This window comes from Flavobacterium sp. LHD-85 (genome assembly GCF_030929595.1).
GTDB lineage: Bacteria > Bacteroidota > Bacteroidia > Flavobacteriales > Flavobacteriaceae > Flavobacterium.
In genome coordinates, this window is record NZ_JAVFVR010000008.1 from 217991 (window position 1) to 237861 (window position 19871).

The 19871-nt window shown below is 34.2% G+C and carries 14 protein-coding genes; 5 read left to right on the forward strand and 9 right to left on the reverse strand.

Going from position 1 to position 19871, the window contains the following annotated elements:
• Positions 1-2 precede the first annotated feature (2 nt).
• Positions 3-1439 carry a serine hydrolase gene (locus tag RB618_RS14945; protein ID WP_308069469.1) on the forward strand — a complete coding sequence of 479 codons (1437 nt, stop codon included), beginning with the start codon at positions 3-5 and terminating at the stop codon, positions 1437-1439.
• Positions 1440-1457: 18 nt separating this feature from the next.
• Here the strand turns inward: RB618_RS14945 and RB618_RS14950 are convergent, their stop codons facing one another.
• Positions 1458-1823, reverse strand: a complete 366-nt coding sequence (locus RB618_RS14950) for a helix-turn-helix domain-containing protein (protein ID WP_308069470.1) — start codon at positions 1821-1823, stop codon at positions 1458-1460.
• Between the two features lie 81 nt (positions 1824-1904).
• On the opposite strand from RB618_RS14950, the gene RB618_RS14955 reads away from it, so the two are divergent.
• The gene (locus tag RB618_RS14955; protein WP_308069471.1) at positions 1905-2780 is read left to right on the forward strand and encodes an NAD(P)H-binding protein; all 876 of its coding nucleotides are present in this window, start codon (positions 1905-1907) and stop codon (positions 2778-2780) included.
• 293 nt (positions 2781-3073) lie between these two features.
• Here the strand turns inward: RB618_RS14955 and RB618_RS14960 are convergent, their stop codons facing one another.
• The 6 genes from RB618_RS14960 to RB618_RS14985 all read right to left on the reverse strand — a co-directional run bounded on the left by RB618_RS14960 (position 3074) and on the right by RB618_RS14985 (position 12959).
• Entirely contained in the window at positions 3074-4405 is a 1332-nt protein-coding gene (locus RB618_RS14960; RefSeq protein ID WP_308069472.1) for a hypothetical protein, read from the reverse strand.
• A 37-nt stretch (positions 4406-4442) separates the two neighbouring features.
• On the reverse strand, positions 4443-6842 hold the full coding sequence (locus RB618_RS14965) for a TonB-dependent receptor domain-containing protein (RefSeq protein ID WP_308069473.1): 2400 nt from the start codon (positions 6840-6842) through the stop codon (positions 4443-4445).
• Between the two features lie 468 nt (positions 6843-7310).
• Entirely contained in the window at positions 7311-8303 is a 993-nt protein-coding gene (locus RB618_RS14970; RefSeq protein WP_308069474.1) for an FAD:protein FMN transferase, read from the reverse strand.
• Positions 8304-8538: 235 nt separating this feature from the next.
• Positions 8539-10722, reverse strand: coding sequence for a PepSY domain-containing protein (locus RB618_RS14975; protein ID WP_308069475.1), 2184 nt, complete (start codon positions 10720-10722; stop codon positions 8539-8541).
• A gap of 132 nt (positions 10723-10854) precedes the next feature.
• Positions 10855-11337, reverse strand: coding sequence for a DUF2271 domain-containing protein (locus tag RB618_RS14980; protein WP_308069476.1), 483 nt, complete (start codon positions 11335-11337; stop codon positions 10855-10857).
• A 131-nt stretch (positions 11338-11468) separates the two neighbouring features.
• Entirely contained in the window at positions 11469-12959 is a 1491-nt protein-coding gene (locus RB618_RS14985; RefSeq protein WP_308069477.1) for an ankyrin repeat domain-containing protein, read from the reverse strand.
• 824 nt (positions 12960-13783) lie between these two features.
• Between RB618_RS14985 and RB618_RS14990 the strand changes: the two genes are divergently transcribed.
• Both RB618_RS14990 and RB618_RS14995 read left to right on the forward strand, forming a co-directional pair.
• A complete protein-coding gene (locus tag RB618_RS14990; RefSeq protein WP_274257267.1) occupies positions 13784-14758 on the forward strand; it encodes a ribonucleotide-diphosphate reductase subunit beta in 975 nt (324 codons plus the stop codon).
• Positions 14759-14777: 19 nt separating this feature from the next.
• Positions 14778-16475: a ribonucleoside-diphosphate reductase subunit alpha gene (locus tag RB618_RS14995; RefSeq protein ID WP_308069478.1), complete on the forward strand. Its 1698-nt coding sequence runs from the start codon at positions 14778-14780 to the stop codon at positions 16473-16475.
• A 364-nt stretch (positions 16476-16839) separates the two neighbouring features.
• On the opposite strand, the gene RB618_RS15000 is transcribed toward RB618_RS14995, so the two are convergent.
• Complete coding sequence (locus tag RB618_RS15000; protein WP_308069479.1) at positions 16840-17412, reverse strand: Crp/Fnr family transcriptional regulator; 573 nt, start codon at positions 17410-17412, stop codon at positions 16840-16842.
• Positions 17413-18075 (reverse strand): 3,4-dihydroxy-2-butanone-4-phosphate synthase, encoded by a 663-nt coding sequence (ribB, locus tag RB618_RS15005; protein ID WP_308069480.1) that lies wholly within the window; start codon positions 18073-18075, stop codon positions 17413-17415.
• A 174-nt stretch (positions 18076-18249) separates the two neighbouring features.
• Between ribB and RB618_RS15010 the strand changes: the two genes are divergently transcribed.
• Positions 18250-19854: a Na+/H+ antiporter gene (locus RB618_RS15010; protein WP_308069481.1), complete on the forward strand. Its 1605-nt coding sequence runs from the start codon at positions 18250-18252 to the stop codon at positions 19852-19854.
• Positions 19855-19871: the final 17 nt, after the last annotated feature.

Genomic DNA, 19871 nt, shown 5'->3' on the forward strand with positions numbered 1-19871 from the left:
AAATGAAGATCAAATTTTTATTAGTAGCAGTAATTTTATTTACAAATGCGCTTTCTGCCCAAAAATTAAATAATTTAAAAGAAGCAGAGAAAATACATCAAAATTCGACTAAACAGGAATTAGCTAATATCAACCAAATTGATTCTTTAATGGCAACTTGCTATGAAAGGGGTTTATTTAATGGAAATGTCCTGATCGCTAAAAATGATAAAATCATCTACCAAAAATCATTTGGTTTTACCGATGAAACGAAGCAAACTGCTTTAAGCAATAATTCAATATTTAACATTGGCTCTATTGCAAAGGAATTTAATGCGGTTTCAATAATGATTTTGGCTGAACGTGGCCTTCTTAATCTGGATGACAAAATATCCAAATTTAATTTAGGGTTGCCCAAATGGTCAGAAAAAATTACGATAAGACATCTTATCAATTATGCTAGTGGTATTCCTAGAATTGACCCACTTGTGCCTAAAAATGATGAGAAAGCTTGGGAAATCTTAAAAAACAGCGATAGTTTGTTGTTTGAACCTGGAACTGCTTATAGGTATGACAATAGTAATGTTTTTTTGCAAAGAAGGATTATTGAAAAGGTATCTGGAATACCATATGAAGAATTTGTTACTAAAAATATAATTAAACCATTGAAAATGACAAATTCGGTATTTGAGCCAAAAATTGGCTATAAAAATCGAACGTCTTGTTATGATTTTGATAATTTGAAATGCCCAGAGTTGGAATTTATTAGCGGATGGCTTTGGGTAGATATAAATGATCTCTATAAATGGATTAAGGCGATGAATAATAATCGTTTAATATCAAAAGAGTCCTTCTATACGCTGCTGCAAAATCCATATGCAATTGACGAAGGCGGATCACTTGGCAGATACTTTGAAAAAGATGAACTGCAGAGACACAATGGAGTATCGTATAAATTTGAATCCATTTTTTTAAACGATTTTAAAAATAAGATCACGATAATTCTATTGTCCAATAATCTAAATAGAGTTTGGGATCTAGGGCATATTATTCACAACTTAATGTTAGGAAAAGAATACGAAATCCCGAAAAAATCTATTTATCGAGCGATAAGAAAAGAAGCGCTTAATGATGTAGATAAAGGTATTGAAACATACTATTTTCTCAAAAAAAATTCTGAGAAAGAGTACAGCTTTGCGAACCCAAGTGAACTGAATACATTAGGATATGAACTATTAAGGGCTGGCAAAAATAGTGAGTCAATAGAAATATTTAAATTGGCAACAAAAGAATTTTCTGCAAATGCAAATCTATTTGATAGTTTAGGGGAAGCCTATTACACAAATAAACAATACGATTTAGCATTAAACAGCTACGAAAAAGCAATAAAATTTGGTGGAACAAACGGGAATGCAGAAAAAATGATAGACAAAATCAAGAAGATAAAGGAGAATAATTAGGTATAAAGGCGGTGTTTATTAAATGTTATAGACACCGTCTTTCATTTTAAAAGCCCATGAAGCCATGGCATCAATTACAGGCATCAAACCAGTTCCTGCATTGCTTAATTTATAAGTGACAAATGGCGGTACAACGGGTTTTGCTTCCCGAATAACTAATCCGTCAGCTTCTAATTGTTTTAAATGCTGAATAAGCATTTTTTCTGTTACGGCCGGAATAGCTCTTTTCAATTCGCTGTAACGTTTATCTCCAGTTGATAAATGAAATAAAATAATGGGTTTCCAGTAACCTCCAATTTTCTCCATAACAAAAGTCACGGGACATTTTTCTAAGGCATACTGCTTGTTTTCCTGAATAGTAGACGATTCTTTAATTGCGGTCATAATACATACTTTAGGGTAAGTACTTGTATAAAAGTAAGTACAAAGATACCTTTGTCTTGTTAAATAAAAAAACATTTTAAGATGAAAATTATAATCTCAGGTTCATTAGGAAACATAGGAAAGCCATTAACGGTACAATTGGTAAAATCAGGGCACGATGTAACGGTTATTAGCAGTAATGCCGATAGAAAATCTGCCATTGAAGAATTAGGCGCAAAAGCAGCAATTGGATCGGTTAGCGATTCCGATTTTCTTTCTAAAATTTTTGCTGGTGCAGATGCTCTTTTTGCCATGACACCGCCAAATATGGGAGGAGTAAATATCGTTAAGAATACTACAGATGCGGGTAGCGCTTTCGCGAATGCAATCCAAACAGCTAATATTAAAAGAGTGGTTATGTTAAGCAGTATTGGAGCCGATTTGCCAACAGGAAACGGACCCATTGCAGGATTGCATAATATTGAGAAGATTTATGAAAAATTAGATGCTTCAATTACTTTTTTAAGAGCAGGATATTTCTACCTTAATTTTTTAAATGACATCCCGATGATAAAAGGAGCGGGGATAATGGGAGCCAATTTTCCAGCATCAAATCGTATTCCGCTAGTGCATCCGGAAGATATTGCCAACGCAGCTGCCGAAGAATTACAGAAAACTACAGAAGGTAAAAACATCCGTTACATTATCAGTGATGTAAAAACACCTTCAGAAATTGTAAAAGCATTTGGAACCGTAATTGGAAAACCAGAATTACCATGGGTTGAATTTACAGACGAACAATATTTTGGCGGGATGACTCAAGCGGGAGTTCCAGAAGAAATGGCAGGTTTGTATACCGAAATGGGAACTGGATTAAGAAACGAAACCATCGCTGCTGATTTCTTAAATACTGATAAAAATGCGACTGGTAAAATCAAATTAGAGGATTTTGCAAAAGAATTTGCTTCAAAATTCTAATCATAAACTGTTGGTTAAAATTTTTAAACACATAGAAACATAGTTTTACAAGCTTGATAAAGGCGTTTCACTTGTTTAAAAAAGCATAGCTATGTGTTAAAGCTTGCTTTTTCAATAATCTCAAATAGAAGCAATGAAAATCTATGTTTCTATGTGTTAAAATAAAATACACTCCAACTGCTCACAATGTATTAAAAAAACATTCCGCTTACTATAAATAGAAGCGGAATGTTCGATTAAAAAAAAACTCAAGTGATGAATTTTTCACAGACTGTTTTCACAGCCGTATATTTTTAGAATACCCCAATGTAGTGGTTTCCTGGTTTGTTTAATAATTTGGCACCTTTAGTAACTTTTCCAGAAGGGATATCAATTACATAAATGTTACCGTCTTTTCCAACCGGAGTTACAGCAATGTAGAAGTTGTTTCCATCAACTACAAAACCTTGATATTGACCGAAATCTAAATCTGCATCATAATCAATACCTTCAACTTTTTGCGCTGTTCTTGCATTCAAATCAAGTCTTGCTAAATATCCTTGATTTGTTCCTTCAAAAGTATAAACTGCATAAGCAATTCCGTTTCCAACATATCTCCACGCATCGATATAGCTTCCTTTAACGCCTAAAGCAGTATCTAAACTAAACACATAATTGTCATCGTATTGATTGTTTTGATTGATTTTTAAAATATAAGAACCTTTTTGAGTATCTCTTTGTGTTGCCTGATAAATGTTTCCGTCGGTAGCTACAAAACTGTTGAAACTTCTGTATCCGCTAGTATCACCAAATCCAACTTTTGAAGTAATTACCACTGGATTTTCTAAAGAAGGATAATCTACCACAACCGATTTAGATCCTAAACGTGTAAAAGAACTTTCATTTTTTGACGGATCGGCAAGGTTAGTTTTACGCATCCAAGTTCCGATGATTAATTTGTTTCCTGCTTTGTTTAAAGTTGGAGCATCTAAACGGAAAATGTGATGCCCTTGAGCTTCTTCTTCAGCAGTTAACGGAATATCATATTGCTTGTAAGCCGAAATTAAAGTCTGTTTCATATCCAAAGACAAAACGGTCGCTTTTCCTCTCGTGTTTTTATATGATTTGTCTTCGTTTACATTCACAACAGGAGCAGTTACATTTACTGCTACACCAGTTTTATCCCCATCAAAAAGTTTTACCCATCTAGGAGTTATTCCTGCATATTGAGAAATGTTCACTTTTGCAGTTGATTCTAAGAAATTGTTGGCTCCGTTAACTTTATAAGTCATAAACTCACCGCCATTTGCACCATTGTAAGTAATGTTAAAAAGCGTATTACCGTCTACAGAAGATTGTAAACGAGCTGTTCTGCTAGATTGCACAGGAGAACCTTGATCGTAAACATTTACAGAAAAGTTAGGATCAATAGCGTTTTCTTTGCTGATGGCATAAATTTTAGTTCCGCCATTTCCGTCTCCAGGTTCTGTCTGCATTACTGCCCCAGCTACGGTAATCCAGCGTCCGTCTGTTTCTGGGTTTACAGGTTCTGTATTTTTATTATCGTCGCTGCTGCAAGCTGTGGTCAATGCAAACGCACCAACTAGCAAGCTAGAAGTAAATAATTTAAATGTGTTTTTTTTCATTTTTATTGCATTTAAAAATTAGTTATGTATTGAATGATTAAAATTTATTTAAGGTATAGTTGAGTTTTACATAAAAGGCTCTTCCTGGTTTTTGAGCCGCAAAATTGTCGTAAACCTGTTCGTCAAAAACATTTCTAGCATCAAAACTTACGGTAAACTGCTTGTTCGGAAAAACATAGCTCAAACCTAAATCTTGAGGAAACTGTGCTGTAGTTCTGTCGGTTTCAAGCCACGAAGTATAAAATGGTGCAACATAACCACAGTAGTAATACAAATTAAGCTCTGATTTGCTCTGAATTACATTTCTAAAGTTGTATTGAAGATTGGCATTCAAATTAAAGAAAGGTTCATTCGGAAGCTGTTTGTTGTAATTCGGAAGAATATTTCCGTTTTTATCATATTTGTCTTTAAATAGCGAATTGAATTTTGAAAGATTCATACCTGCAAAAAAGCGATTGTTGAAGGAGTATTGAAAAGAAGCTTCAAAACCTACAGATTGTGCTTTCCCTAAGTTCACGAATGGCGAAGCTTGAATGGCTTCATTTACACGATCACTAATTTGGCGAACAATTTTGTCTTCGGTATTTCTCCAGAAAGCATTTCCTGAAACCGTAAATTTGTGATGATTAATATCGTATGGGCCAAAACGAAGACCTGCATTAAAATTATTGCTCTGCTCAGGTTTTAGACCAGAATTGCTGATGATATTTTCTCCCGGATTACCAAATATTTCATTTTCTGAAGGAAGTCTGATTGCCTTTTCGGCTGATGCCATAACCATTACTTTAGGAAGAATAGAGTAGGAAGTTGCCATTCCGTATCCATTGTAATTTGTCCTTTTAGATGTAACCACTTCTTTTACGACATTTTGCCCGTTTTCGGTTACAATCTGAGGATCTCTCTGTTCGTTCTTCATATTGTAGTTTTTTAGGAAAAGATTGGCTCTCAGTCGAGACTGAAACGCTGTCATTTCATAAGCAAAAGAAGAAACCGTTTTAGCTAAATCTCTTGTAATTATAAAGTTTCTAGTAATTTCTGGTTGCATTTCATCATAATCATTTCGATCAAGAATGTAAGTCATAACATTTACAAGTACCTTGTGATTTTCAGTAATCGTATAACTTAAACCAGCTCGAGTATTAAAAATATCCGATTTCATATGATTTATCGTTGGTGCCCCTTGCTGTGCTCCAGTATTGGTTAAAATAGGCTGACCATACAAACCAAGCGCTTTTTCGCCATTCCAGTTGTAGTTCCATTTTACGGTATCATTGATTACATCGTTTCTGTGACTGTAAACTGAAATAAGTGAGAAGTCAAGATTTTTAATTAAGAAATCTTTTTTGCTATAATTTAAACTGAAAACATTAGCTGCCGATTCGCTAAAACGACCTTTATAAGGCTTTGTCATGTATTGCCCGTGCTGAATCTGATTGTAGTCTTGCGAACCGTTATAACTGATAAGTAAATTATCTGCCCAATCGACATTGGTAAAACCAGCTTCTAGTCGCCCACCAAAAGAACGGTACATGCTCTCAAATCGTTTGGCGCGAATGTATTCGTAACGTCCGTTTGGAGCGATATTGTAAACCCATTTCCCCCAAACTTCATAATCATTATCCGAGTAATTCTGAAATGCATTTGCTTTTACAGTAAAACCGTTTTTATCTCTGTACGAAGCATTCACATTCGATTGCACTGTATTGAATGATCCATAAGAAACAGAAGCATTTAAACTGTTTTTAGCTCCTTTCTTTAAAACCACATTGATTGCGCCTCCAAGTGAATCATCGGCTAAATAAGCTGGAACAACACCTTTAAAAACCTCAATTCTTTCAATTAAAGCTGGCGGAATACTATTTAAACTGAAAGATGCGCCATAGGTTTGGATTGGAACTCCGTCAATGAAAATTCGAATCGCATTTCCTGACATTCCGTTAATATTGTACGTTACAGCAGAACCCAATCCTCCATTTTGTCTGATTCTTACTCCGCCAGAACGATCTAATAAATCGTTGGTTTGCAAGTTTCTTTTTGCTGCTTCTTGCGTTTCGATAACATTTACTGCAAAACCTTTTTCTATAATGTCTTTTTTGAATGTTTTCTTCTCAATTTTGACTTCTTTAAGCGCTTTAGGATCTGTTATTTTTTCTAATGCAATGTTGATTTGATGAGATGGACGATTTACAGAAATGTTTACCGTTTTTGGCTTAGCTTCCATTGAAGAAATTTCCAAGTCGTAACTTCCGTATGCCAAACCTTTTATTTCAAATTGACCGTCATTATCAACTACAACAAACTTTTTAGTTCCCGTTATTTGAACCGACGCTCCAAAAGCAGTTTCATTATTGGTAAAATAGACTTTTCCTGTAATTTTTCCGGTTTGAGACCAGCCAGTAAAAGTCATCATAAAAAGGAGAGCGTAAAGAATTCTCATGTAAGTTTACTATTTATCGGACTGCAAACTTATGTGATAATTTAAATTTAATCTAAATAAAGCAATTAGAAGATTATTAGAATTTAGAGTGAGGTTCTAATGTTATTTTAATGTTGTCTTTTGGAGTTTTGAGTTATGAGTTATGAGTTATGAGTTGCCAATTGATAATTGATAATTGGTAATGCGGTTGTCTTCTTGAGCAATCCCGAAGTTTCGGGAGAAGGATTTGCGTAAAGTGTTTTTATTACAAATGAAATAATCTCGCAATCCCGATAGTTATCGGGAGCAAGGCCTCAAAGCTTATTTATAAGTTGCCTCCAGCTTTAGCTGGAGGTTATTTTTAAAGGAAATGAAAAAGGCTTTAGCCGAAATAAGTTTGGCTAAAGCCCTGTATGTAGATTTATTTATACCTCCAGCTAAAGCTGAAGGCAACTCAAAACTCATAACTCAAAACTCATAACTCATAACTCATAACTTATAAGAGAAATTCTTAGACTTAACAATTTTCCCTTTATCGGTAATCAAAACACAGCTATAATCTGGAAATTTTTGAAGTAAAAGCAAACCTTCTTTCTGACCTAATACCATCATAGAAGTACTTAATCCGTTGGCGGTTTCAGCGTTCGGACCAAAAACGGTAACACTGCATAAACCAGTGGCAGGATAACCCGTTGCGGGATTTATAATATGCGAATAGCGTTTTCCATTAAAAACAACAAACTTTTCATAACTGCCAGAAGTCGTTACAGCACCTTCTTTAAGAGGAATTGCCGCTAAAATCTTATCTGGCTTAAACGGATTTGTAATTCCGATTTTCCAATCTTTTCCGTTGGGTTGTTTTCCCCAAGTGCTCATGTCTCCAGAACCATTTATAATTCCGGCTTGAACACTTTTTGCAATCATCATGGTGCGGCATTTATCGGTTGCATAACCTTCGCCTAAAGCGCCAAATCCAATTTTCATTCCTTTTAATTTTAAGAAAATAGTCGATTCTGTGCTGTCTAGAATAATGTTTTTATAGCCCACTTTTTCCACCGATTTTTTTATGGCTTCCGCCGAAGGCATTTCGGTCATCGAACCGTCAAATTTCCAGATTCTATCCATTGCCGCAAAACTAATATCAAAACCCCCATTTGTGATTTCAGAAAGTTTGATAGCTCTTTTAGTCAATTCAAAAACTTCACGATCGACTTTTACAGGTTTTACTCCAGCATTCTGATTGACTTCAGAAACTTGAGAAGTGGGTTTCCAATCGGAGATTAAATATTCAATTCGTGTAATTTCGGCAATAACTTCATCTATATTTTTTTCTGCCGAAAGAGAATCTTTGTCTACAATAGAAATATCAAAACGTCCGCCCATGAGAAGCGTAGTTCTTTTTCGTATTACTTGCGAATGTGCTGATAAACAATAAGCAATTACAAAAAACAATGAAACTTTATACGACAATAATTTATGCATCAAAATGTATTTATAGCGTTTTAAAAAGGCTCCAGAGGAGCATAATATTTATAGAAATAGATTTGTTGCCGATGAATAAAGCTCCAGCGGAGCGATATTTATTTCGAGATTGTCTATGTCACCCCTCTGGGGTTTTGTTTGTGTGTAAATCAAATTTAATCTATAAATATGCCATCCCTCTGGGATTTGTACGTAATCAAAATCAACAATTATCAATTATCAATTATCAATTGTTCTAATAACAATCTGTCAAAAACTGTTTATTGGCTTTATATTCAGAGAGCGTTTTTAATCCTTTTGCTTCGCACAATTCACTTAAAATATTCTCAACATCTTTCTGCATCGCAAGCGAACCGCATATCATAATAACGCCGCCTTTGTTCAATAAATTTACAAAGAAATTAGCATCTCTCTTAATCAAATCCATTACATAAATATGCTCTGCTTCACGAGATAGCGCCACATGAAAATTATCCAGGTGTTCTTTTTGAATCATGATTCCGGCAAACTTTTTATACGCCATTAATGTTGGTGTTTCCATTCTGAATCCACTGTACAAATGAAGCTCCTGTTTTGCTTTATTCTGCTCTATCATTCCTAAGAAGGGGGCAATTCCTGTTCCGTTAGAAATAAAAGCCACTTTAGAAGCTTTCTTTGGAAGATGAAAAGCAGGATTTTTAACAATCTGTGCTTTAATTACATTTCCTGGTTCTAAAGCATTCAAAAACCCAGAACCCAATCCGTTTGGATGTAATTTTACAACTAGCTGAATATTGCCAGAATGATTCCCAATAGAGTAGAGGCGTTCTCTAGAATCGTTGGCAGGATAAATCGCCAATAAATCTCCAGAACTGAATTTAGTTCTTGAATTCGATTTTAAAGTTAGAATAAAAGTATGTTCAGTTTCTGAAATTGGTGTTTTATCTAAAACCATTAACTTTTGCAGACCTTTTGGAATATGATTATATAGGGATGGCGTTGTTGCCAACGGAATCCCTGTTTTTTCGCTCCATAATTTCACCCATTCTACAAATTCAACAGCCGATTTATCATTGACAGTTTTCAGATCTAAATAACGATCTGCCCATTTTTGTTTCCCTAAAAGCTCGTCAATTTCAATAGCAAATTGACAAAAATCTGGATATGATTTTGAACCAAAACCAACGACAGAGAAATTGATATGCTGCTCTTGATTTTGTTTTTCTATTAAAGATTTAAACTGTGTTCCGTTAGAAGGCGCATCTCCCAAACCATGCGTTGAAGTAAAAACAACAATATGCTCTGCTTTTGGATAAGCTGTAAATTTATTTAATTCGCTAACAAAAACTTTTTGTCCGTGATCAATTAATTGTTTCTGAATGGCATTGGCAAATCGGAAAGTGCTTCCGTTTTCTGAACCGACTAAAAGGATAAAAGTACTTTCGTTAGCCTTAAATTTATTTTTAATTCGACTAGACCTTCTTTTCAAAGTAATTGCAAAACCAGAATAAATAAAGAAGAGAATATTAATGCAGGCAATTGCCAAAATAACAGCCCAGATTCCGTTAATTCTTCCCGTATGAAGATCAAGACTTAACGCTGCAAATTGTGCAGTCATTGGAGAGCGTTTTTCAGAAATAATAGCGCCTGTAACCTGATTTACTTCAACTTCTCGATTTTTCAATTCAATAATATAATACTCTTTGGGATCATCTGTAAATGGGAATTCGATTTTCTTTACATCAGATAATAAAGTCGTTTTAAAGATTGAAACTGTTTTCGCCTTTTCTGAAAGTTCTGTTTTTATGGGTTTTGCTTTTTCTTCACCCATAAAAAAGTTGAATCTTTCTAGCGATAAATAAGTTCCCGTAAGCGCAATGATTAGAATAGGAATCAGAGCTAGTCTTCCTAAAAAAACATGATAATATTGCGCAAAATATTCTTTGATTATTTTAGAAAAGAAATTTCGGATGCCACGCTGTCTTTTTAAAACTAGTACGAAACCTGAAATTGATATTAGAAATAAACAAAAAGAAATTACCCCAACAAAAAAGCGTCCTGCTTCATGAAGAAATAACGAACGGTGTAAACTCGTAATCCAATTTATGAATTCGGATTTCTTTGCTGGAGTTCCTAATGCTTTTCCTGTTTTTGGATCAATGTATGCCTTAACGTCATTTCCATCAGCATCAATAGCTTGAAGCGTTACAAACTGATTGTAATCTACACTCAATTCGGTAATTTCAGAGTACTCTTTCTTTAAAATTGGAAGTGTTTCGCCTAGAGTTATTTCGTTGAAATTTTCAGCCTTGTACGGAAGTGTTTTTTCCTGAACCGCATCGACTGCCAGAATGATTCCTGTTACCGATGCCAAAAGCAAAAAAATAGAAGAAAATAAGGCCAGAGCCAAATGTGCGTAACGCCAGAAAGAAAGAGTCATTGAGTGTATTCTATTATAAAAACGTTTAAAGCTTTGTCAAGGTTTAAAACGATGACAAAGCTCAGATTTTAATTCAAAGCACAAAAATAAAATTTGTACTCATTGTAAGGTTAAAAAATAATGTGCTAAAGATTATATTTTGTTTAATCTTACATATTTAATATAGCCTTTGCCATCTGTTTTATTAGCCAGGCCTTCAGTTGTAAGCGGAACTTCAAGATCGCTTACATAATATTTCTGGTCTTCAACAGCCGACTCAAAACGAAGTTTATAGCCTTTATTGATTTTAGAATTTTCAATTTCGATTGTCGTTACACTGCGGTCTCCACCAGTTACAGAAGCACCAGTTTTAGCGCTGATATCATCATTTTTCTGAGTATGGAATTTGTTCCATTCTTTTAATGATTTGTACCATTTTTTGTCATCGCCCATTACATAAAGCGTTTTTTCGTACTCACCAGCCGAATTAACAAGAGAAACAACGATATAAGCACCTTCACCCATATAGTTATTCATTTGAAGCATGATTTTATACTTGCTCGATTGTGCTTGAGATTGAAAAGAAACTAAGAAGATAAAAGCGCTTGTAAGAGCAATTTTTAATATTGATTTCATGAAAATAAGTTATGAATTATGAATTATGAATTATGAATTATGAGTTTTGAGTTATTAGTTTTGAATTATGAATTGTAGATTTAGATTTTTAACTCATAATTCATAACTCAAAACTCATAACTATGTAAAAGTTATTTTAAAAACTCAACTGAGATATTGTTTTTGGTAAGCAGTTCATTTTCTTTTGCTAATGCATAAGCCGTTTCGTCAAACTCTGTGCTGATGTCTTTTTTAGCTCCAGCTGAAACTAAATATTTTAAAATAGCATCATCTTTAGAAGTCATTGCCGCTCTGTGCAAAGCTGTTAAACCGTCTTTGTTTTTAGCGTTGATATCTACTTTTAAATCTGTAATTTTTTTAAGAAGCGAAACATCATTTTTAGTGATTGCTAAATGATATAAAGTGTTTCCATCTTTTTGAGGAGCAGCAAGATTTAAACCTTTATCCTGAAGTAATTTTGCTTTTGCATCAAAAGGATCTGTAGTCGCTTTTTCTCTCCCTGCTGGGCGATAAGATTGTACTAAATAAACGCCTAGATTGTTTCCGTCTTTATCTTTTACATTTACATCGGCACCTTTAGCCAAAAGTAAACTTACAGCTTCAGGAGATCCATTTTTTACAGCAAATGTCAAAGCCGATTCTCCTTTTAGATTTTGAGCATTGATATTTTTAACAGACGGAAGAAGCAATTCTAAAACAGCAGTTTCTCTTGCTCCAGCTGCCGCCATAAGTGGTGTATTTCCTTCTTTATCTGCTTTGTTTGCATCAACTCCTTTTCCTAAGAAATATTGAATAATTTCTGCCTGGTTTGGTTTTCCTGCTAAAAAGTGCAATACATTTTGTCCCGCTTTGTTTTGAGCCGTTGCTTTAATTTTTACTTCTTCAACCAAATATTTATAAGTTTCAAGAGTATTTGTTTCTCTTCGGCTTCCTTGTGCAGCAAATAAAAGCGCGCCATCGGTTGGTTTAACACCTTTTTCTAAAAGTTTTTTCAATAGAGCGATATTTCCAGATCTTGCCGCATATGAAAATGCTGTGTTCCCGTCATTATCAACATCTTTTAAAGACATTCCTTTAGTAGAAAAATAGTCTGCAGCTTTTAAATCTTTATCGGAAGCAATGGCTAAAAGCAAAAGGTTTGCCCCATTAGCATATTTTTTTGTCGGATTAAGACCTGCTTTAAAGAAAGCATCATACATCGCAGCATCTGACTGACCGTTTGAAGCTGCAAAATCAGCAGGAGCGGTTCCGTGGCTGTCTTCAAAATTTACGTCAGAACCTTTAGCAATTAGATATTGAACTAATTCTGTATTTCCTCTATAGGCAGCCCAGTGCAGGTAGATACGATTATCGTGAGTTAATTTTGTAATTGAATTTCCAGGCTGTTCTACTAAAAATTTGATAGTTGCAAAAGGAGCATCATTATTAATGGCTAAAGTTGTAACATCAAATGCGTTTGCATTAGCTTCAGCTGGATTGTTTCCTTTAGCAATTTCTGATTGAACTGTTTCAACAGTTGGTGAAGTTTTCCAGAAAGCAGCGTCAAGCAACGCATTTTTTTGCTGAGCACTTACAAATAGAGTCGCAGCAAATGCAAAAGAAACAAAAAGATTCTTTTTCATGTTTCGATAATTTATGGTTATTGAATTGTTCAAGATTAAAATTATTTTCGGGAATATTTTATTCTATTTAGAATAAATAAAAATAAAAGCAAATGTAAAAATTAATATTCTTAAACCAAGAATAATTTAGTGTAAAAAGGCATTTTGGTATAGTTTTTCTAAAAATTAAGGATTGCTTAAGTAAATTTTAATTTTGTTTTAATTTAGTTAGCTTTTGTACCATAATGAAATTGTCTTTTCTCAGAAAAAAAGTTCTCCTTATAATAAGGAATTGTTGCTTCTTTCTCTTTTTTAATGTTAAGACTTTTGGAAGTGAGATTTGAGTAGATTTTTTACCTTCATCTTGTTGTTTTCTCATGGATTTTTAATGCTTTTTTATAATGTGTATATTTTAAATTGCTGTAGTAAAGATTGTTATGTTTTTGTGGTGTAGAATGTTATTTAGAATAATTATTAATAAATAGCTTTTTTTTCAATTGAAATTCCTTTTCAAATTTCGATTTTCAAAATCCAAATGTTGATAACTGTTTTTATTTCTGCCCTCAAAAAGCAATTCTTTTCATGTTGATAACTTCGTGTTATTTTTAGGGAAACAGCTAGTTCATTGCAAATTACAGAACATTATTTTCATGTTGATAAAATTTGGTTTGAAGTGAATTTTTGAAGTTTTAAAACTGTTGATAATTGGACAGATTTTTAACATCTAAAACTACACAAAAGAATAACTGTGGGTTAAATTTGTAATTATAGAAATCACGCTAATACCTCCCCAAAATAAGCGCTCGTATTTCTATTTCAAAATAGTCACTTAAAACTCTATATATATGTCAATTTTTGATAAAAGAATCAATTATAAACCTTTTGAATATCCTGAGGTTCTGCAATTTACCGAAGCTATTAATAAAGCTTATTGGGTACACACTGAAGTAGATTTTACTGCCGATACGCAAGATTTTCATGCGCATTTGGATTTGGCAGAAAAAACAGCAATCAAAAATAGTTTATTGGCAATTGCGCAGATTGAGGTAGCTGTAAAAAGTTTTTGGGGTAATATATATGAGCATTTTCCAAAACCAGAATTCAACGGTTTGGGAACTACTTTTGCAGAATGTGAATTTAGACATTCTGAGGCCTATTCACGTTTGCTGGAAGTTTTAGGATATAATGACGAATTCGAAAAACTATTGGATGTTCCTGTAATACGCAGACGTGTAGATTATCTTTCGAACGTATTGAAAGATACAAAATCTCAGGACAACAGAAAATATATGGTTTCGCTGATTTTATTCAGTATTTTGATTGAAAATGTATCACTTTTCAGCCAATTTGCCATTTTATTGTCATTCACAAGATTCAAAGGTTATATGAAAAATGTGAGCAATATTATTGCTTGGACTTCGATTGACGAGCAAATTCATGCCAATGGCGGAATTTATATCATTAATAAAATCCGTGAAGAGTTTCCAGAATATTTCGATGCAGAAACTTTAGAATTAATTAGAGAAACGGTTAAAGAATCAATTTCTGTTGAAGCTGATATTTTAGATTGGATTTTTGAAAATGGAGCGGTTGAAACCATAAACAAAGAAGATTTGGTAAACTTCATGAAATTTAGAATTGACGAAAGTTTGAAACAAATCAATATCGAAACTATTTTTAATGTTTCTCCAGAAGAATACTCAAAAATGACTTGGTTTGAAGAGGAGGTTTTTGCGAACAGTTTAGACGATTTCTTTGCGAAACGTCCAGTAGAATATACAAAACACGATAAAAGTATCACTGCAAACGATCTTTTCTAATACAAGCCTATAATACATTATGAATACGACAGACATAAACCCTGAAAATAACAATTTTGAACCACAAAACGACAGTAAAATGTGGTGGAAAAATTCTGAAAGTGAACAGATTTTAAATCGCGGTTATCTTTTAAAAGGCGAAACCGTAGAAGGAGCAATTGATAGAATTTGTACGGCTGCAGCAAAAAGACTATACAAACCAGAATTGAAAGAATCTTTCATGGAAATGATCGAAAGAGGCTGGATGAGTATTAGTTCCCCAGTTTGGGCAAATATGGGAACAGAAAGAGGTTTGCCAATTTCTTGTTTTAACGTTCATGTTCCAGATAAAATTGAAGGAATTACACATAAGCTTGGAGAAGTAATTATGCAGACCAAAATTGGAGGCGGAACTTCTGGTTATTTCGGTGAATTGCGCGAACGCGGAAGTGCTGTAACCGACAACGGAAAGAGTAGTGGAGCTGTAAGTTTTATGAAGCTTTTTGATACAGCTATGGACACAATTTCTCAAGGTGGAGTTCGTCGCGGTGCATTTGCTGCTTATTTGGATATTGACCATCCGGATATTGAAGAGTTTTTGAAAATTAAAAGTATCGGAAACCCAATTCAGAATTTGTTTACTGGAATCTGTGTGCCCGATTATTGGATGCAGGAAATGATTGATGGTGATGCCGAAAAAAGACAAATTTGGGCGAAAGTATTAGAAAGCCGTCAGCAAAAAGGATTGCCTTATATTTTCTTTAGTGATAATGTAAATAAAAATAAACCGCAAGTTTATAAAGATCAGAATCTTAGGATTAATGCTAGTAATTTGTGCAGTGAGATTATGCTTCCGTCTACACATGACGAATCATTTATCTGCTGTCTTTCTTCAATGAATTTAGAATTGTATGAAGAATGGAAAGATACTGAAGCAGTAAAATTGGCGATCTTTTTCCTTGATGCCGTTTTACAGGAATTTATCGAAAAAACAGAAGGTAATTATTATCTTTCTGCTGCTAATAAATTTGCAAAAAGACACCGTGCGCTTGGTTTAGGAGTTTTAGGATGGCATTCTTATTTGCAGAAAAACATGATTCCGTTTGAAGGAATGGAAGCTAAAATGAAAACAACTGAAATTTTCAAACATATTAGTGATAAAGCTGATAAAGCAAGTCAAGAATTGGCTAGAATTTACGGCGAACCAGAATTGTTAAAAGGTTACGGAAGACGTAATACAACGACAATGGCAATTGCGCCAACTACATCTTCTTCTGCGATTTTAGGACAAACTTCGCCAGGAATTGAACCTTTTAGCAGTAACTATTATAAAGCAGGATTAAGCAAAGGTAATTTTATGCGTAAAAACAAATACCTGAAAAAACTGCTTGAAGAAAAAGGGCTGGATAACGAAGAAGTTTGGAGAGGAATTATGCTAAACGGAGGAAGTGTTCAGCACATGGATCAATTGACTCAGCAGGAAAAAGATGTTTTTAAAACCTTTAAAGAAATTAGCCAGTTAGAAATTGTACAGCAAGCTGGAATTCGTCAGAAATTTGTTGATCAAGGACAGAGTTTAAATCTTAATATTCCTGCAGAATTGGCTATTAAAGATGTAAACCGATTAATGATCGAAGCTTGGCAACAAGGAGTAAAAAGTTTGTACTACCAAAGAAGCCAAAGTGTTTCTAAAGAATTAGTAACAAGTCTTGTTTCTTGCAGCAGCTGTGAATCATAAAAGTCAAAAGGCCGAATCTTAAATTAGATTCGGTTTTTTTATTGTGAATTTTTACCGCTAACATTTGCTAAGATTTACTTTTAAGAAACGCAAAGGGTTTCACGCAGATTTTAAAAGATTTAAGCTGATTAAAGACACAGATATGAATTGCCTCCAGCTTTAGCTGGAGGTTTTTGTTTTAAACTGTAAAAGGCTTTAGCCAAACTTTGAATTTGGCTAAAGCCTCCTTATTCCCCTTTTTTATCTCCAGCTAAAGCTGGAGGCAATTCATATTGAAATAATAATTTAATTAAATTTGCGAATTGCTTCGCCTGTGGCTAAAAAAAAAACTTAGAGTCTTAGCGTCTTAGTGGCAAAAGAAAAATCAAACCTTCGACTTCAATCTGCTCAAAGTTTCCTGAGAAATATTAATATAAGAAGCTACAATTTTATTTGGAAGCCGTTTTACAATTGCAGGATTTATTTTCAAAAGCTGATTGTATCGTTCCAAAGCATCCATAGTTGTAAAAGACATTAATCGATTAGCATTATTCACATAAGCTTTCTCCAAATAATTGCTGTAAAACTCACGCCATTGCGGAACAATTTTCATTAAATGATTAAAATCTTCGTGAGAAATGCTCAGTAATTCCGATTTCTCCACAACCTGAATATTTTCAAGCGCTGGCATTTTGGTTATAAAACTAACTAAAGCCGTAGCAAACTGATTTTCAAAAGCAATATATCGTGTGGCGTCTTTTCCTTCTTCATTAATAAAAAAGATGCGCAAACAGCCTTTGGCAACAAAAAAAGTTTCTTGACTAATTTGTCCTTGAGCCAGTAAAATCTCGTTTTTTCCTTTTTTGATAAGTTTAAAATAGGAGAGAATGGTTTCTAAATCTTCATCAGAAACGTCAATGCTTTTTCGAATGGAATTACCAAGCTGTTCGTATATCATTTAATTATAATCTCTAACGAATTTGCGGTAATAGATAATATCTTCAATAGATAAAACCACCAAATCGTGTTCTTGTGCAAAGCTAATGATTTTGTCCAGTTTAGCCATGCTTCCGTCCTCGTTCATCAATTCGCAAAGAACGGCTTCTGGCTGTAAACCTGCTAATTTCATTAAATCTACACTTCCTTCGGTATGGCCATTTCTTCCTAGAACGCCATTATCGTTTGCTCTAAGCGGGAAAATGTGTCCGGGTTTTGCCAGATCTTCTGGTTTTGCATTTGATGCAACAGCTGTTTTGATAGTAGTAACTCGATCTTGCGCGGAAACTCCAGTAGTAACTCCGTTTTTTGCTTCAATTGTTATGGTGAAAGGAGTCTGAAAACTGCTTGTGTTTTCTTTTACCATATAGGGAAGTTCCAGTTGATCGGCTTTTTCATTCGTAAGACAAAGACAGACAATACCGCTACATTCTCGAATCATTAAAGCCATATCTTGAACGTTCATGTGGTGCGCAGAAAATATCAGATCGCCTTCATTTTCGCGATTTTCATCGTCGGTTACCAAAACGCCTTTTCCGTTTTTAAGCTGTTCCAAAGCATTTTCAACACGCTCTTTACTTGAAATTCCAAATTGCACCAACGGACTTAATTCTGTACTGATCATAAATTTTTGTTGAATTAATAAAAAGCAAATCTAAAGTTGTTTAAAGCCAAAAAGTTTGATGTAAGTCAATAAATTGATCTTCTATTTTTTTACTGCTAATTTAATTTAGTGGTCATAAAATCTTAATTTAGTACCCAAATTGCATAACATAAAATCAATAAATACCGCCAATAAATGGAGAATATTACCGTAATCATTATGCTGCTTTTCGGTGTAGCCTTTCTTAGTCTTGTTAGCAAAAGATATAATTTCCCGATTCCGATTGTTTTGGTTTTATGCGGTGTTGTGATTAGTATTTTTCCAGGACTTCCTATAATTGCTTTGAGCCCAGAAATAGTATTTGTTATATTTCTTCCGCCTCTTTTGTACCATGCGGCGTGGCATACCAGCTGGTCCGATTTTAAACAATCCATTCGTCCGATAACTTTTGCTGCTGTAGGTTTAGTCTTTTTTACTATGGGACTGGTTGCTGTTTTTGCGCATTGGCTAATAGATGATATGTCTTGGCCGTTAGCTTTTTTGCTTGGCGCAATTATTTCGCCTCCAGATGCGGTTTCGGCAACTGCCATTACAAAAGGGTTAGGATTAAATCCGAGATTGATAGCTATTCTAGAAGGAGAGAGTCTGCTAAATGATGCTAGTGGTCTTGTGGCTTATAAGTATGCTTTAACAGCTATTACAGCAGGAAATTTTGTTTTATGGGAAGCAGGATTAAACTTTGTTTTGATGTCGGTTCTAGGTATCGCAATAGGTTTGGCAATTGGATATATAATGTACTATATTCATAAAAGATTTGTTTGCGATGATATTATCGAGGTAACATTGACATTATTGACACCATTTGCCTCGTATTTGCTTGCGGAGCATTTTCATGGTTCGGGAGTTTTGGCCGTGGTAACGACAGGTCTTTTTCTGGCTGCGAGATCGGGAACAATTTTTTCTCATGAAAGTCGAATTATGACAAATACCATTTGGGATGTCTTAAATAACATTCTGAACGGTTTGATTTTTATTTTAATCGGACTTCAATTAAGACAGATTATAGCAGGAATTAGCAATTACTCTGGGAATTCATTGTTTATCTGGGGCGCGGTTATAAGTGTCGTAGTGATTTTGGTTCGTTTCTTATGGGTTATTCCTGCAACGATGATTCCGAGAATGCTTAGTAAAAGGATTCGAGAAAAAGAGGCTTTTGATTATCGAAATATGATCATTTTTGGATGGTCGGGAATGCGTGGCGTGGTTTCTATGGCGGCTGCTTTGGCGCTTCCGCTAATGCTGAATAAAACAGAAGAATTTCCGCTTCGAAATTTAATTATATACTTAGTTTTCTGTGTTATACTTTCAACTTTGGTTATACAAGGTCTTACGCTTCCATGGTTGATCAAGAAGCTGAAAATTGAACGTTATTCGATACTTGCAGAAGAATACAATATTCGAAATGTGATTGTCTCAGAAACTATTGCGCATATTGAAGATAATTTTTCACTGCTGAATGACGAATTGCTTCATAATATTAAAAGCAAATACGAAGTAAAATTCAATCGCCTTCAAAAGACTGAGCTTCCTGCTAATTTCTTCGGAAACGGAAAGCTTCTTGGCGGTGAAATTTTTAATGATTTCACTAAAATCCAAATCGATCTGCTGAATGTAGAAAGAGCAAAATTAGAATCAATGCATAAGTTTGGTTCTGTAAATGAAGAAATCTTTCGCAAAATAGAAAAAGAACTAGATTTGGAAGAAACTCGTTTGTGGATGGAAATGTACGAGGAAAACTAATTATGAGTTATGAATGT

Coding starts and splice junctions, on each gene's coding strand:
- RB618_RS14945 (WP_308069469.1), top strand. CDS start 3: ATGAAGATCAAATTTTTATTAGTAGCAGTAATTTTATTTACAAATGCG.
- RB618_RS15010 (WP_308069481.1), top strand. CDS start 18,250: ATGGAGAATATTACCGTAATCATTATGCTGCTTTTCGGTGTAGCCTTT.
- RB618_RS14990 (WP_274257267.1), top strand. CDS start 13,784: ATGTCAATTTTTGATAAAAGAATCAATTATAAACCTTTTGAATATCCT.
- RB618_RS15000 (WP_308069479.1), bottom strand. CDS start 17,412: ATGATATACGAACAGCTTGGTAATTCCATTCGAAAAAGCATTGACGTT.
- RB618_RS14955 (WP_308069471.1), top strand. CDS start 1,905: ATGAAAATTATAATCTCAGGTTCATTAGGAAACATAGGAAAGCCATTA.
- RB618_RS14950 (WP_308069470.1), bottom strand. CDS start 1,823: ATGACCGCAATTAAAGAATCGTCTACTATTCAGGAAAACAAGCAGTAT.
- RB618_RS14965 (WP_308069473.1), bottom strand. CDS start 6,842: ATGAGAATTCTTTACGCTCTCCTTTTTATGATGACTTTTACTGGCTGG.
- RB618_RS14995 (WP_308069478.1), top strand. CDS start 14,778: ATGAATACGACAGACATAAACCCTGAAAATAACAATTTTGAACCACAA.
- ribB (WP_308069480.1), bottom strand. CDS start 18,075: ATGATCAGTACAGAATTAAGTCCGTTGGTGCAATTTGGAATTTCAAGT.
- RB618_RS14975 (WP_308069475.1), bottom strand. CDS start 10,722: ATGACTCTTTCTTTCTGGCGTTACGCACATTTGGCTCTGGCCTTATTT.
- RB618_RS14960 (WP_308069472.1), bottom strand. CDS start 4,405: ATGAAAAAAAACACATTTAAATTATTTACTTCTAGCTTGCTAGTTGGT.
- RB618_RS14985 (WP_308069477.1), bottom strand. CDS start 12,959: ATGAAAAAGAATCTTTTTGTTTCTTTTGCATTTGCTGCGACTCTATTT.
- RB618_RS14980 (WP_308069476.1), bottom strand. CDS start 11,337: ATGAAATCAATATTAAAAATTGCTCTTACAAGCGCTTTTATCTTCTTA.
- RB618_RS14970 (WP_308069474.1), bottom strand. CDS start 8,303: ATGCATAAATTATTGTCGTATAAAGTTTCATTGTTTTTTGTAATTGCT.